At 68.0% G+C, this 13,482-nt stretch carries 14 protein-coding genes and 1 pseudogene; 9 read left to right on the top strand and 6 right to left on the bottom strand.

Annotated elements, in window-relative coordinates:
• Nucleotides 1–165 precede the first annotated feature (165 nt).
• From Q8K49_RS05785 to Q8K49_RS05810, 6 genes are all read right to left on the bottom strand, one after another.
• Nucleotides 166–1,719, bottom strand: coding sequence for a copper resistance protein B (locus Q8K49_RS05785; RefSeq protein WP_305304738.1), 1,554 nt, complete (start codon nucleotides 1,717–1,719; stop codon nucleotides 166–168).
• Nucleotides 1,716–3,563: a copper resistance system multicopper oxidase gene (locus tag Q8K49_RS05790; protein ID WP_305304739.1), complete on the bottom strand. Its 1,848-nt coding sequence runs from the start codon at nucleotides 3,561–3,563 to the stop codon at nucleotides 1,716–1,718. Before Q8K49_RS05790 ends, Q8K49_RS05785 begins: the two co-directional genes overlap by 4 nt.
• Nucleotides 3,564–3,889: 326 nt before the next feature.
• Nucleotides 3,890–4,612, bottom strand: a complete 723-nt coding sequence (locus Q8K49_RS05795) for a PepSY domain-containing protein (RefSeq protein WP_305304740.1) — start codon at nucleotides 4,610–4,612, stop codon at nucleotides 3,890–3,892.
• 13 nt (nucleotides 4,613–4,625) lie between these two features.
• A complete protein-coding gene (locus Q8K49_RS05800; protein ID WP_305304742.1) occupies nucleotides 4,626–5,090 on the bottom strand; it encodes a DUF411 domain-containing protein in 465 nt (154 codons plus the stop codon).
• 49 nt (nucleotides 5,091–5,139) lie between these two features.
• Nucleotides 5,140–5,661, bottom strand: coding sequence for a nuclear transport factor 2 family protein (locus tag Q8K49_RS05805; RefSeq protein ID WP_305304743.1), 522 nt, complete (start codon nucleotides 5,659–5,661; stop codon nucleotides 5,140–5,142).
• Between the two features lie 97 nt (nucleotides 5,662–5,758).
• Complete coding sequence (locus Q8K49_RS05810; RefSeq protein WP_305304744.1) at nucleotides 5,759–6,412, bottom strand: DUF2231 domain-containing protein; 654 nt, start codon at nucleotides 6,410–6,412, stop codon at nucleotides 5,759–5,761.
• A 115-nt stretch (nucleotides 6,413–6,527) separates the two neighbouring features.
• Here Q8K49_RS05810 and Q8K49_RS05815 point away from each other — a divergent pair, with 115 nt between their 5' ends.
• The 9 genes and pseudogenes from Q8K49_RS05815 (at nucleotide 6,528) to Q8K49_RS05855 (ending at nucleotide 13,126) form a co-directional block, all read left to right on the top strand.
• Nucleotides 6,528–6,809 carry a hypothetical protein gene (locus Q8K49_RS05815; RefSeq protein WP_305304746.1) on the top strand — a complete coding sequence of 94 codons (282 nt, stop codon included), beginning with the start codon at nucleotides 6,528–6,530 and terminating at the stop codon, nucleotides 6,807–6,809.
• On the top strand, nucleotides 6,809–7,246 hold the full coding sequence (locus Q8K49_RS05820) for a Spy/CpxP family protein refolding chaperone (protein ID WP_370867735.1): 438 nt from the start codon (nucleotides 6,809–6,811) through the stop codon (nucleotides 7,244–7,246). Before Q8K49_RS05815 ends, Q8K49_RS05820 begins: the two co-directional genes overlap by 1 nt.
• A gap of 8 nt (nucleotides 7,247–7,254) precedes the next feature.
• Complete coding sequence (locus Q8K49_RS05825; RefSeq protein ID WP_305304749.1) at nucleotides 7,255–7,833, top strand: RNA polymerase sigma factor; 579 nt, start codon at nucleotides 7,255–7,257, stop codon at nucleotides 7,831–7,833.
• A gap of 174 nt (nucleotides 7,834–8,007) precedes the next feature.
• A complete protein-coding gene (locus Q8K49_RS05830; RefSeq protein WP_305304751.1) occupies nucleotides 8,008–8,346 on the top strand; it encodes a hypothetical protein in 339 nt (112 codons plus the stop codon).
• Nucleotides 8,347–8,371: 25 nt separating this feature from the next.
• Entirely contained in the window at nucleotides 8,372–8,797 is a 426-nt protein-coding gene (locus Q8K49_RS05835; RefSeq protein ID WP_305304752.1) for a copper resistance CopC family protein, read from the top strand.
• Nucleotides 8,798–8,873: 76 nt separating this feature from the next.
• Nucleotides 8,874–9,216: pseudogene (locus tag Q8K49_RS05840) on the top strand (transposase); the annotation flags it as partial.
• Between the two features lie 300 nt (nucleotides 9,217–9,516).
• A complete protein-coding gene (locus Q8K49_RS05845) occupies nucleotides 9,517–10,329 on the top strand; it encodes a response regulator transcription factor (RefSeq protein WP_305304754.1) in 813 nt (270 codons plus the stop codon).
• 7 nt (nucleotides 10,330–10,336) lie between these two features.
• Nucleotides 10,337–11,785: a HAMP domain-containing sensor histidine kinase gene (locus Q8K49_RS05850; RefSeq protein ID WP_305304755.1), complete on the top strand. Its 1,449-nt coding sequence runs from the start codon at nucleotides 10,337–10,339 to the stop codon at nucleotides 11,783–11,785.
• A 27-nt stretch (nucleotides 11,786–11,812) separates the two neighbouring features.
• Nucleotides 11,813–13,126 (top strand): trypsin-like peptidase domain-containing protein, encoded by a 1,314-nt coding sequence (locus Q8K49_RS05855; RefSeq protein WP_305304756.1) that lies wholly within the window; start codon nucleotides 11,813–11,815, stop codon nucleotides 13,124–13,126.
• The last annotated feature ends 356 nt before the right edge of the window (nucleotides 13,127–13,482 follow it).

Consider the following 13,482-nt stretch of genomic DNA (forward strand, 5'->3'; position numbering starts at 1 on the left):
AGCCCGTGCCGCTCGGCGATTTCCGTGCTCGGAGCCTTCGATCGCTGTATCGCCGCTCGGACAGCGTGGGTGGTCGTGGCGCAGCCGTGTAGAACCTGTCCCACAATACCCTCCCGGTGTGTGCGCTCAGCTAAACTGAGTCCCCCACAATCCGGGCCTGAACAGCTAGAACCAGGCCCGAATGCCGACGACCAGCCGGGTGTCTTCCGAGCTTCGCCCGTCAGCCTCCAGAAAATCCGCCGTGTTTCCGAAGCTCCTGGTCCATTCGACGCCGACATAGGGTGCGAACTCCTTGCGGAATTCGTACCGCAACCGGGCCCCGACCTGGAGCGAGGACAGGCCGGACCCGATCCGGAGCTCGGGGATGTCCTCGGCCGACAGCAACACTTCGGCCCGGGGTTGGATGATCCAGCGATTGGTGATCCGCTGATCGTAGTCAGCTTGAGCCCGGGCCGTCAGTTCGCCCTTGTTGGACAGAAAGACCGCTGCGTCGACCTCGAACCAGTAGGGCGCCAGACCCTGGACGCCGACGACCAGATCGGTCCGGTCGCCCTCGGGCCGGTAGGTCTGTCGCAGGCCGGTCTGGAAATCGAAGAAGGGTCGGAACGCCCGGCTATATAGCGCCTGGACTTCGGCCTCCTCGATCTCGCCACCGAAGGCGCCATCCCCTTCCGACTTCCACCAGAAGCGGTTGATGTCGCCGCCGGTCCAGCCCTGGGCGTCCCAGGCAAAGCCTTCCCCACCGTTGGCGAAGGTCGCTTCGAGCCGGTCGATGATGACCGCCGACGTGCGGACGTTCCCATGCTCGACCCGCAGCTGGGCGCGGGCCGCCGCCATTTCGGCGGGGTCGAACAGCAGGTCGGCGGCGTGGGTCGGCCCGCTTGTCGCGCCCGCCGGAGCGGGGGCTTCCGGCGGACGTCCCGGATTGTTCGCGCTGGTGGGGACGTCGGGCGGCATGGCCATTCCTGACATGTCGTGCCCGGCCGGCATCTGCCCCATCGTGGACATGTCATGCCCCGCCGGCATGACCGGAGTGAGCTGCGGCTGGTCCATTGTGGACATGTCGTGACCGGCCGGCATCGCCGGAGCAGGCTGCGTTTGGCCCATCGTGGACATGTCATGCCCGGCCGGCATCGCCGGAGCAGGCTGCGTCTGACCCATGGTCGACATGTCATGGCCGGCATGCGGGGACGCGGCGGCTGGAACGGGCTGCGTCTGGCCCATCGTCGACATGTCGTGCCCCGCCGGCATCGCCGGGGCGGGCGGCGTCTGACCCATGGTCGACATGTCATGGCCGGCATGAGGGGACGCGGCGGCCGGAGCAGGCTGCGTCTGGCCCATCGTGGACATGTCATGGCCGGCATGCGGGGACGCGGCGACCGGGGCGGGCGGCGTCTGACCCATGGTCGACATGTCATGGCCGGCATGAGGCGACGCCGGGGCCGGAGCAGGCCGGGTCTGGCGCATCGTGGACATGTCGTGAGCCGGAGCCGGCAGACGGGCGGGAACCGCTCCCGTGGGGCAGGTCGGCGCTCCGGCCGTGCCGATCCGGGAGGCATCGGCGGTTGGGGACCCGCGCGCGACGCAGCCCTCGGGGAGCGCCTGTCGAACGGGCGCGGGCATGGCGTGTCCGGCGTGGCTCTGGGCCACCGCCGGCGTTCCCGCCGCCGCGGAAGCTGCGGCGAGGATCAGGGGAAGGATCGCGACCGACGTTTTCACGATGCGGCTCCTTCCATCGGACGGACCGTGACGACGTTGAACATCCCGGCATGCATGTGCAGCAACAGGTGACAGTGAAAGGCCCAGTCGCCCGGGTTGTCGGCGGTCAGGTCGAAGGTGACCTTGCCACCCGGCGGGACATTGACCGTGTGTTTGAGCGGCTGGCGCCCGGCCGGCCCCCCGGTGACCAGTTCGAAGAAATGGCCATGCAGATGGATCGGGTGCGACATCATCGAGTCATTGACCAGGGTCACTCGTACCCGTTCATCCCGCTCGAACCGGATCGGTTCGACCAGTTCGCTGAACTTGCGGCCATCGAAGCCCCACATGAAGCGCTCCATGTTCCCGGTCAGGTGGATTTCCATGGTTCGGGACGGGGGACGCTGGTCCTTGTTGGGCTCAAGCGCCACCAGGTCGGTGTAAACGAGGACGCGATGTGGCACGTCCTGCAACCCGATAGGCCGCTCGCCCATGCGATTGGCCGGCGCCATGGCGATGGCGTCGACGCCCACGCCGACCGCCATGTCGGGTGGCGCGTTTTCGGCATCGCGCATGTTCATCCCGGCCATGTCCATGCCAGACATCGTCCCGGCGGGGGCCTGTGGGGCCATGGCGCCGTGATCCATGCCCGCCATGGCTCCGCCGGCGGCGGCGGTCATGGCCCCGTGGTCCATCCCGGCCATGGCTCCGCCCGGTTGGGCTCCCATGGACCCGTGATCCATTCCGCCCATGTCCCCCATGCCCATGTCCTTCATGGTCAGGTTGGGAACCTCGCGCAGCGGCGGGATCTCGGCGGTCATGCCCAGGCGCGGCGCCAGGGTCGCCCGGCCCATACCGGAGCGGTCGATGGCTTCCGAGACGATGGTGTAGGCGCGGTCTTCGGTCGGCCGAACGATGACGTCATAAGTCTCCGCCGCTGAAATCTGGAACTCGTCGGTCTCGACCGGGCGAACGTTCTCGCCGTCGGCCTGGACCACCGTCATGGGCAGGCCCGGGATCCGGACGTTGAAGATAGACATGGCGGACGCGTTGATGATGCGCAGCCGCACCCGCTCGCCCGGTCGGAACAGGCCGGTCCAGTTCTCCTGCGGCCCGTGCCCATTGATCAAATAGGTGTAGGTCGAGCCGTTGACGTCGAGCAGATCTCGCGGGTCCATGCGCATCTGTCCCCAGGTGCGACGCTCTTCCAGGCTCATCCGGTCGCTGCCGTCCAGCAGGCCGGCGAGGGTGGTCCGCTGGCGGTTGAAATAGCCGGGGCTCTTCTTGAGCTTCTCGAAGATTTCGTGAGGGTGCATGAAGCTCCAGTCCGACAGGACCAGCACATGCTCGCGGTCATAGCCGACCGGATCGGCCCCGGCCGGGTCGATGACGATCGGCCCATAGTGGCCGAGCGCCTCCTGGAGACCGGAGTGGCTGTGGTACCAGAATGTGCCCGACTGCCGGACCGAGAATTCGTAGACGAAGGTTTCGCGTGGGCGGATGCCGGGGAAGCTGATACCTGGAACGCCGTCCATCTGGAACGGCAGTAGAATTCCGTGCCAATGGATCGAGGTGTCCTCATCGAGCTGGTTCGTCACCGCCAAGCGAACGTTTTGCCCTTCGCGGAGGCGAAGCACCGGGGCCGGGAGAACGCCGTTGATCGTCGTCGCTGTGGCCGTGCGCCCGTTCACGGTGAACGGCGTCTGGCCGACCGTGAGATCGATGTTCGGGCCCGTGAGGGTCGGCAGATCCGCCCGTAGGCCCGGCGAACCGGTCTGGGCCCAGGCAGGCATCAGGCCCTGCAAGGCCGCAAGACCGCCTCCGGCGACGGCGCCGCGCAGCAGCACTCGACGATCCAGCTTCATGGGATACTCCTGAAAGTCATGATCGCGCCTCCATGAGGCGATGATCTATAGGGTTTTACGCAAGCGGCGCGGCCCGCCCTCGCGACACGCTGCCGCAGACCAGTCCACGCCCTGGCCCCCCGATGACAAACTCGCGTAAAAGTCCAACCGCACGGAGCCGCAGCGCATTGGTCGCCGCAGGCACATTCAGCTACAGGCGCTTCCTCGTAGCCCGCCTCGCGCGCCTCTATCCGCTCCATCTGGCGGTCTTGGGCAGCGTTCTGATCATCCATGGCCCCCGCAAATCGCCCGACTGATTGCTCCAGGCCGGCGAGATGGACGCGGACTCAGCGTTTCGCTCTCCTGGACGCGCGCGCCGTTTTTAGGTCCCGCGAAATCCGTATCCACAACAGGATGAACCCCGACACGACGATGCTCAGCGTCAACGCCGTAGTGATGATGATCAGGGGGTGATTGAAATCCTCGCCGTCGTTCCAGTCCATGACATGGAGACGCCAGAAGAAGTCGAAGATCCGCCAGACGCCCGAGCGACGCGTCACCACCTCGCCGGTCGCCGGCGACAGGTAGAAGCTGGTCTTTTCGCGATCCGCGAAATCCACGCGCCAGAGAGGCCCGGTTCGCCCCGTCTCCTCGGGCGCTTCGCGCAACAGGACGGCGCCGGACACTTCGGCCGGTCCCTGATAGGCGCGCTTGGCGAACGCTGAGACCTCTACGGCCGACAGGGGACCGAAGGATCGACCGGTCAAGGCGGACACGATGACCGGCTCGCCCTTGGCCGGCTTCAATGTCCAGGCGGGGCCGCGGGGCGTGGTGTGGAGGTCCGCCTGCGTCGGCGCCACGCCCGCTTGTCGAGAAATCTCATCAAGCGACGGCAGGGCGGCGAGCGCCAGTGGGACCGGGAGCTGTTCGGCCACGCGGTGCTCGCTGCGGACCGTCTCGATCGGGATGGCCACCATCACCAGACCGCCGCCGACCCAGAAGAGCACCTGGAGACCGACGACCAGCGCGATCCATTTGTGCAACTGCGTCGAAAGCTTAAGAACTTTCATACCTGCGCCTCGACTAGTTGTGATGTGCGAAGGTGCGAGTCCCGCCACCCCTGAGAATTAGTAGGGTTTGATACGGCTCGCGCCGGCCGTCGGGCATCTCCATGCCGGGAGATCCCAGCGGCATGGCAGGGACCGCGAGACCCAGGGCGTCGGGACGCTCCGCGAGCAGCCTGCGCACATCCTCGGCAGGCACATGGCCTTCCAGGACATAACCCCCGATTACGGCCGTATGGCAGGAGGCTACAGACGCTGGAACGCCTTGTGCGCTGCGAACTGAGCCGGGGTCAGCCACCTCTGTTACCCGCGCCTGAAACCCGGCGGCTGTCATGTGCTCCACCCAAGCGCCACAGCAGCCGCACGTGGGCGATTTGTAGACGGCCAGGTCAGACGAAGGACGCGGGGTTTGAGCGCAGGCCGCTGCTGCCGAGGCGCTGACGCCGAGGATCAGAAGAAAGCGGCGCGAAAGCGAATTTGTCATTGGCTCGTTACTCTGGTGACTGAGGGCACAGCAACCCGGTTGCGCGTCTTCAGGTCGCCCGGCGCAACGGCCGAGCCGAAGAGTGATAGATGTCGAACCTCCACTCGTCGCCCCGCTTGCGCAGGACGCTGGTGGCGACGCCGCGGCGCTCGATCGGTTCGCGCGCCGTGTCCTTGAAGGTGATGTGATAGGTGTAGGTCTCGCTCACGAAGGCGGTGTCGCCATCGATCTCCACCGTCATCTCGTGGTTGCGAAACTCGAACCCCGCCAGATCAGCGAACTCGGGTCCGAGGTGATGCTCAAGATAATAGGCGAACGTCCCCTCGACTCCGCCGTTCTCGAAGATCGCTGAGTCCTCCCAGAACAGAGCCGGGGTCTGTGACACGTCCATCCGGGTGATGGCGTCCTTGTAGGCGGTCACGACGGTGCGGACGCGCGCCTCATCGGCGGTTTGCGGGTGGCCGGAGGCGGGAGCCGGGTTGTGAGCGTGAGGGTGAGCCGGGGTTTGGGCCTGGGCCGACGTGATGACGACGGCGGCGAGCGCCAATCCGGCAAGTGCGGAACGATGCATGATGGATCAGGCTCCTGGTTTGCGGCAGCCGCATTGGCGTGCCGGTCCGGCGAGAGTGGATGAAAACTATGTCGCCTCGGGAAACTGCCGAGAGCCGTCAGAACATCAGGTGCCTCATACCGTGGGTCAGCATCCCACCCAGCAGGCCGTTGATGATCACGGCGGCGGCCGTCAGCGTCAACAGGCCAATGTAGATCAGTTCACGCCCGCGCTCCGGCTTGCGAACCCAGTGCTCCTTAGCCCACCAGCAAAGCAGGCCAAGAGCCGCGATCGAGGTTCCAAGCCAGCGGTGGTAGGTATGGGTGACGTCATCCTTGCCCGGTAATCCCATGGCGAACCAACCCAGTGCTACGGCGGCAAGCGCGGAGATCGCCGCCAGGGCGATGATGACGCGCGTGCCCTGGGTCAGGACCGGACGGCGCAGTGTGAGCGCGGCGATCTCGAGAAGGGCGGCGACGAGGAACAGCGCGATGGGGAAATGCACAGCCGCCGGATGCATGGCCCCGAGCCAGCGATACAAGCGCTGGGGCATGGGCTTGGGACCCTCATCCGCCATCATGGCGCCGTGGTCCATGTCCTGGGCCATGCCCGGCATGGCCATCATGCCCTCTTCAGGAACGGCGGCCGTCGGCGTGGCGGCCTGGGCGCGAGCTGCGGCGGCCTTCTCGTGAGCCTCATGGGCGAACGCCGGCGCGCTGACTGACAGCGCCAGCGCCAGGGCGAGGCCCGGCAGAAATTTGCGTATGGTCATTGTTCTCTCCCATCCCGTCCCTTCTGCTAACTACGCACCGGAGAGGCCATCCCCTCGTTTGAGGGTTTCAGCCCGTATCGGCGTATTAGGGATTAGGGGCCAAGGAGAGTGTTCGATGACGCGTAATCTGGATGATCTTCTGATGCGATCGGCGGCCCTGTCCGCCGATCGGTCGCTGGACGGTCTCGAGCCGCTCGTCTGGAGCCGGGTCGATACGCTTCGCGGCGAAAGACTGGCTTCGCAGCTGCGGCTCGGGGCCGTCGTCATGGCCCTGGTCACCGGCCTGACCGTGGGCGGCGTCGGCGCTGTCGCCGCCCCCCGACCGCCTGGAGACATGACCATCTTCACCGTCGATGCGGGTCTATCCCCCCTGGTGCGCCTGGAAACCGGCCGGTGATGCGCGGCTGGCGGGCGATCGTGCTGACAGCCGTGCTGGCGGCGATCGCCAGCGGCGCTGGCACCTGGATCAGCGCCAGCTGGGTGCTGAGCCGGCGCGAACCGCCGTCCCTCCACGACATCGTCCACCATGACCTCAAGCCCTCACCCGCCCAGCTGACCCGTATCGAGGCGGTCGAAGGCCGATTCGCCGCCCGCCGTCCCGCGCTCGAAGCCGACGTCCGCGCGGCCAACCTGGAACTGGCGCGCGCCATCGAACAGAGCGATGGCGACAGTCCCCAGGTCCAGGCTGCGGTGGACCATTTCCACGTCGCGATGGGCGCCCTGCAGAAGGAGACCATCGCTCACGTCTTCGAGATGCGGTCCGTGCTGACGCCGGCCCAGGCTGACGTTTTCGACGAGCGTATCGTCGAGGCCCTCGCGCCCGACGAAGGCTAGCGTTCCGGGTGGAGAGTCCCGCGGACCTGTCAGCCCGCGCCGCCGGCGGTGATCGGGCGGCCTTCAGCGAGTTGATGCGGCAGACCAGGTCGGCCCTGTTCCGTTTCGTCCGGCGCTATGTCGGCGACGAGCAGGACGCATGGGATCTGTTGCAGGACACCTATGCGGCGGCCTGGATCAACATCCGCCGTTACGATCCGACGCGGCCCTTCGAGGCCTGGATCCGGACCATCGCGCTCAACAAATGCCGGGACTGGAGCCGTCGTCGTTTCGTCCGGCGGCTCATTCGGGGCGGCGTCGATCTTGCGTCGCCGGAAGCGATGTCCGTGCCGGACGGGGCCGAGTGGGCGGATGATCGGATGGAGGCCGGCCACCGGCTCGCCCGACTCAACGAGGCGATGAGCCGTTTGCCTCCTCACCTCAAGGCTCCGCTCCTGCTCACCGCGATCGAGGGACGCAGTCAGGCGGAAGCGGCCGGCATGCTCGGAGTCTCCGTCAAGACGGTGGAGACCCGGGTGGCGCGTGCCCGGCGAAAGCTGTCCGACGCCCTGAACGACACGAGCGCTGTCCAGACCGTTCCGGAATAGTGGGTTCAAGGCGTTCTGGAACCGTCGTCGTTGTCTGGCTCCTGCACTCGCACCGGAGTCGGCGCGTTGATCGACCCGGGCGGCGAGGGCTGCGGTGCACGCCCGCGTAATCCATTATGAAGGCGCCGCCGGACACAACGCGGCGGTCGCCCTCTTCTTTCAGGAGCTTGCCACATGAGATTCTCGATCCTGGCCGCCGCTGCGGCCGTCACCCTGGGCGCCTGCCAGCCGGCCGCAGAGCCTCAGCCGGTCGATGCCCAGACGGCGCCCGACGCCCTGGCGACGACCCCAATGGAGCCCGCGCCAGTCGCCCCGCCTGAGCCGACCCCGCAGCCGCAGGCCGCCGCGCCCGCGCCAGCCACAACCCCGCGGCCCTCGACACCGCGGGCCTCGGCGCCTCGTCCGGCCCGACCAGCGCCCGCGCCCGCCCCGACGCCACCGCCGCCCGCCGATCCGATGGCCGGGCATGACATGTCGAAGATGGACGGCATGACCATGCCGCCCAAGCAATAGCCGCGCAAGAATCAGGAGTTTCCGAATGAACCGTTCAATCCTCGCCAGCCTCGCCAGCCTCGCCAGCCTCGCCGCCGTGGCGGCGCTGGCCCCCGTCTCGCTCGCCTACGCCCAGAGCCATTCGCACGCGGGCATGTCGGCGCAGGATCACGCCGCCATGCAGGCGCCGGCCAGCGGCGTCGTCACAACCCCGGCGGACAACGCTATGCTGGCCGCCGCGCCGACGGCGTTTTCCGTGACCTTTCCGCATGCGATGGCCCTGAAGACGCTCAAGCTGACGGGCCCTTCGGACCAGTCCGTCGATGTGGCTGTTTCCGTAGACGCTCCGCCGGCCACGACGGTCAGCGCGCCCCTGCCCGCCCTGGCGCCCGGAGCCTATTCCGCCGCCTGGGCCGCGATGGGCGCCGACGGCCATCAGATGAACGGCGTCGTCCGTTTCATGGTTCACTGAGGGGCCAGTCTCCCGCCCCCCTTAAGGGGCCGAAGCCGATGTGAAGAAACGCCGCGCAGCTTGCTGCGGGGCGTTTCAGAGCGGCCCCCGCGCCGGCTATGACGGGGCCAGGCGCAAGAAGGGCTCCAGGATCCATATCGCGGTGGACACGCTCGGCCATTTGCTCGCCGCCCACGTCACCACCGGCCAGAACGCAGCCGAGGCCGCGGCCGGCGCGGCATCCGGCTGGAGGTCGTAAAACTCCCCGAGGCCAAGCGCGGCTTCGTCCTCCTGCCCAGACGATGGGTCGTCGAGCGAAGCTTTGCCTGGGCAACCGGTTCCGGCGTCTCGTCCGCGACTACGAACGGCTGCCCGAGACCGTCAAAGGGCTACCCTTCGTCGCCTTCGCCTGTCACATGCTACAAAAGCTATCCCCGCTATGCTCGGTCCCTGACAGCCTCTGGACGCAGGGCGCTACCGTTCGCCGCGCGGCGGCTCGTTGCTTGTGCACCGGAATGGGCGCAGCACCAGGTCGCCCCCCGGCCCGACCCTTGGTCGGCCCGAGGACAGGCTTTGGGCCGGCAGGTCCCGAAGGGCCCACGACCGCGGCCCCCTGGAATGCCATCAGAAACAATCAGCTCCCTGGAGGCGTGCAACCGTTAGTTTGCGCGAACGCGGTCCGTTGAGCATTGTCATTCCGTATCAACGCCGTATCGTCAGCGGAGGGTGGAGTGACGGTCATGGGCGGAGCAGCGACAGGCATCGATGGCGACGATCCGTTCGCCCAGCTGCGCGAGGTCTTCGCGGGGCGCCGGGCCCTTTTACTGGAAGACGACCCGGCCTTGTCGGAGCACGTCGCCGAACGGCTGATGCGGGCCGGATTCGAGGCCGTGGACCGGGTCGAAAGCGGTGAGGCCGCAATCGCCGCGGCTGCCGCTCCCTTTGACGTCCTTATCCTCGATCGCCTGACCGTCGGACTGGACGGGCTGGAGACGCTGAAGCGACTGCGCGCCGGGGGCGGTCCCTGCGCCGATGCGCCGGCCCTTATGCTGACGGCGCTGGGCGGTGAGCGACAGAAGGTCGAGGGCCTGCTGGGCGGCGCCGACGACTATCTGGCCAAGCCGGTCGGCGACGAGGAGTTGCTGGCCCGCATCGCCGCCCAGTTGCGCCGTGCCGCCCGGCGAGAAGCCCCGCTCGGGGGCGATCTGATCAACGGCCCGTTCCGTCTGGCGTTTGGCGCCCGGACGCTGAAGTTCAGCGCCGACGGCGTGTCGCGACTGATCGACCTGTCGCCGCTGGAATTCGCCATCGTCTGCGAACTGATGACGGCGCGCGGTCAGCCCGTGACCAAGACCATGCTGTGGGATCGTTGCTGGGTCGAATGGCGATTTCTGCCCGACAATTTCGTCAACATCATTGACGCCCGGATCAGCGCCCTGCGCCGTCGGTTGAAGGAACAGACGCCCGAGCTGGGCGAGGATCTGCATCCCCTGATCGTCTCGGCCCGCAGCCAGAGCCTGATTTTCCGCGACCTGTCCGCCTGGACGGGCTGAGGCCGCCGTGGCGTTTCGCTTCCGCCGCCTGCGCGCCTGGCTGGGACGGCGGACCACGACCCAGTTGGCGGCCGGCATCGCGGTGATGGCCGCCGTGGCCCTGACGGGCTCGCTGATGGCCACCAGCGCTGCCGTGCGCATGGACCAGCGCGAGAAGGCGGCCTTGGCGGCGCTGAACGACTACAGTTCCATGGTCGGCAAGCTCGGCGTCGAATCCAGCCTGACCGCCGCCAACCTCACCGCTGCCGACGCCGCCTATCTGTCAGCCTGGCTGAGCGCGTTTCAGGCAGGACCGACGCGCGAGGCCGGCAGCCTGGCCGAGACCTGCCGCACCGGCCAGGGCGGGGCGGGGGTGCGGTTCATCCGCGCGCCGGTGGGCAAGCCTGCGGGTCTCGCTGCCCTGGAGACCATCCGGGGCGAGCGCGCGCCGGGGCTGGGTGACGGCGTTTATGTGGTCCGGCTCGAGCGCGGCGTACTGTGCCGTTCGCGCGCTGTGGAAGTGGTGGTGGTGCGCCAATCGGTGGGGGCGCTCGACTTCGCGGTCGGAAGGGTGGTCGACCGGTCGGGACAGGCCTGGGGCTGGGCCGTGGGGGCGGTGGCCGCCGCGGGAGTGCTGTTGCTGGCGTTCGGCCTGACCGCGGCGACCTTTGCGCGCCGACGTCTGACCAGCGCCGTGGCCGAGGTCAGCCGCGCGCTCGATCTCGCGTCGGTGGGAGACTTCTCGGTCCGGGCGCCAGAGACTGCGGTCGCTCCCGAACTGACCGAACTAACCGGCCAGGTGAACCTGACCCTCGATCGGCTGGAGGAGTTGCTCAGCTGGCTGAGGGATTCGGCGGACCAGTTGGCGCATGATTTCCGCACGCCGTTGGCGCGGGCCTCGGCCCGGCTGGATCGGCTGAAGGAGGCGTCGACGACGCCTGAGGCGCGCGCCCTGGCCGACGAAGCCCGCGCCGATCTGACCCGGCTGACCCGGGCGATGAACGAGGCGATGGCCCTGCGCGACGGCGAGGCCTGGGTGTTCGAAACGGTGCGGCTGGATCGGCTGGCGGCGTCTGCAGCCGAACTCTACCAGCCGCTGGCCGAAGAGCGCGAGGTCGTGATCCGGGTCGAAGCTGCTCCGGTTTCGGTGCTCGGGGTGCGGTCCCTCCTGCAGCGGGCGGTGACCAATCTGGTGGACAATGCGGTGAAGTTTTCGCCTGAAGGCGGGGTCGTGACGCTCACTGTCCGGCTGGATGACGGCAAGCCCGTCCTTTCGGTCGCGGATCAGGGGCCCGGGTTCGATCCGGAGCTGCTGGACAACCCCGCGCGCGCGGTCGCGCGGGCGGCCGAAGAGGGTCGGGAAAGCCACGGCATGGGGCTGGCGTTCGTCCGGGCCATCCTCAAGCGGCACGGCGCGGCCATGACGATTGATGACGCCGGTCCGGGGGCTGTCGTCACGGCGCGTTTCTCGCGCTAGGGTCAGGGTAACAACAGGGGATAGGCGATGCGTTCCATCATCCGGGCCGGCGGCCTCTCCGTGCTGGCGCTTGTCGTCGCGGTCCCCCTGCTGGCGGCCACGCCTGCCGTCGCGCAGCAATCGCCCGTGCCGTTCGACGCCCAGCGCGGCGTTTTCACCTTCGCCACCGGCCTGGAGCGGGCCCTGCCCGCCGTCGTCCAGGTCACCACCCTCGGTCAGTCGGAGGGCCCCAGTTCCGGCGATAATGAACCCCGCACGATCTCCAGCGGCTCGGGCGCCATCATCGATGCCCGTGAAGGCATCGTCGTCACCAACAACCACGTCGTCGAGGGCGGGCGAAAATTCACCGTCGACATGACCGACGGCCGCATCTTCGACGCCGTGCTGATTGGAACCGACAAGGCCACGGACCTCGCCGTGCTGAAGATCGAGGCGACCGGCCTGTCGCAGATTGAGGTGGTCAATTCCGATTCCCTGCGCACCGGCGATCTGGCGTTCGCAGTCGGCTATCCGCTGGGTCTGGACCAGACCCTGACCATGGGCGTGATCTCGGGCATGGGCCGCTCGGGCATGGGCGACCGGATCGAGGACTATATCCAGACCGACGCGGCGGTGAATTCCGGCAACTCCGGCGGTCCGCTGCTGGACAGCCGCGGCCGTCTGATCGGGATCAACACCTCCATCCTGTCCGGCGGCGGCGGCGGCAACGACGGCATCGCCTTCGCCGTGCCCAGCCGTATCCTGATGTATGTGGTCGCCCAGCTGCGCGAGAACGGCGAGGTCCGGCGCGGCGTCACAGGCGCTATCCTCGGCTCCCTCAACGCCCAGCGCTCGCGCGACCTCGGCCTCGGCATCGTGCGCGGCGCGGTGATCGAGGACGTCGCCCCGGGCTCGTCGGCCGAGGCCGCGGGCCTGCGTCGAGGCGACATCGTCACCCGTATCCAGAACCGGCCCGTCTCGAATGCGGGCACGGTGGCGGCCACGATCGGCATCGCCGCGCCCGGCGCCCAGGTCGAGGTCGTCTATCTGCGCGAAGGTCGTGAGGGCCGCACCACACTGACCGTTGAGTCTCCGTCAGAGCGTCTGGTCAGCGTCGGCCCGGAGGCGGTCATGGCGCGAGGCGCCGCCATGCGGGCCGTCGCGGACGGTCTGCAGGTTTTTTCGGTCGAGGGCGGCTCGGCGGCGGCGGCGGCCGCTCTGCAGGCCGGCGATTTGATCCGCTCGGTTGACGGCGCCCCGGTCTCGGACCTCGGCTCCCTCGCTGCGGCGTTGGACGGCGATGCCGGCCGCACCCTCTCGGTCACACGGGGCGGTGAGACGGTCGAGATCGTCCTGCCCTGACGCTTCAGCCCGACCCTCACCTGCGGCCAGACGCCGGACAGCAAAACGCCCGCTCTGCCGGGGGGGAGGGTGGCGGAGCGGGCGTCTCTGCTTTGGAGGAAGCATCGGCCCGCTGGAGCCCTTGGTGGAGTGATCCAGGAGGGGCTGGGGGGGCTGTTCAGGATCCGGAAACGCTCCGAACTCCAACGGGCCGATGGGTCTGGTGTCGCCCCCCAAGGGGGCGGACGCTGGGCGGAAGCGAGGCGATTTCATGTTCGCGGCGAATTGTTCGCGTTGCAGCGTTCCAGACACAGTGTTCGCCCACTCGACGTCTGTGAATGCCCGCAGGCCACTGGCGTTTTCAGGATGGCGGCGTA

It is taken from the genome of Brevundimonas sp., assembly GCF_030682035.1.
Lineage (GTDB): Bacteria > Pseudomonadota > Alphaproteobacteria > Caulobacterales > Caulobacteraceae > Brevundimonas.

Excerpts from the sequence above, each read along its gene's own strand:
- Q8K49_RS05790 (WP_305304739.1), bottom strand. The coding sequence starts at position 3,563 with ATGAAGCTGGATCGTCGAGTGCTGCTGCGCGGCGCCGTCGCCGGAGGC.
- Q8K49_RS05795 (WP_305304740.1), bottom strand. The coding sequence starts at position 4,612 with ATGAAAGTTCTTAAGCTTTCGACGCAGTTGCACAAATGGATCGCGCTG.
- Q8K49_RS05800 (WP_305304742.1), bottom strand. The coding sequence starts at position 5,090 with ATGACAAATTCGCTTTCGCGCCGCTTTCTTCTGATCCTCGGCGTCAGC.
- Q8K49_RS05805 (WP_305304743.1), bottom strand. The coding sequence starts at position 5,661 with ATGCATCGTTCCGCACTTGCCGGATTGGCGCTCGCCGCCGTCGTCATC.
- Q8K49_RS05810 (WP_305304744.1), bottom strand. The coding sequence starts at position 6,412 with ATGACCATACGCAAATTTCTGCCGGGCCTCGCCCTGGCGCTGGCGCTG.
- Q8K49_RS05815 (WP_305304746.1), top strand. The coding sequence starts at position 6,528 with ATGACGCGTAATCTGGATGATCTTCTGATGCGATCGGCGGCCCTGTCC.
- Q8K49_RS05820 (WP_370867735.1), top strand. The coding sequence starts at position 6,809 with ATGCGCGGCTGGCGGGCGATCGTGCTGACAGCCGTGCTGGCGGCGATC.
- Q8K49_RS05830 (WP_305304751.1), top strand. The coding sequence starts at position 8,008 with ATGAGATTCTCGATCCTGGCCGCCGCTGCGGCCGTCACCCTGGGCGCC.
- Q8K49_RS05835 (WP_305304752.1), top strand. The coding sequence starts at position 8,372 with ATGAACCGTTCAATCCTCGCCAGCCTCGCCAGCCTCGCCAGCCTCGCC.
- Q8K49_RS05845 (WP_305304754.1), top strand. The coding sequence starts at position 9,517 with ATGGGCGGAGCAGCGACAGGCATCGATGGCGACGATCCGTTCGCCCAG.
- Q8K49_RS05855 (WP_305304756.1), top strand. The coding sequence starts at position 11,813 with ATGCGTTCCATCATCCGGGCCGGCGGCCTCTCCGTGCTGGCGCTTGTC.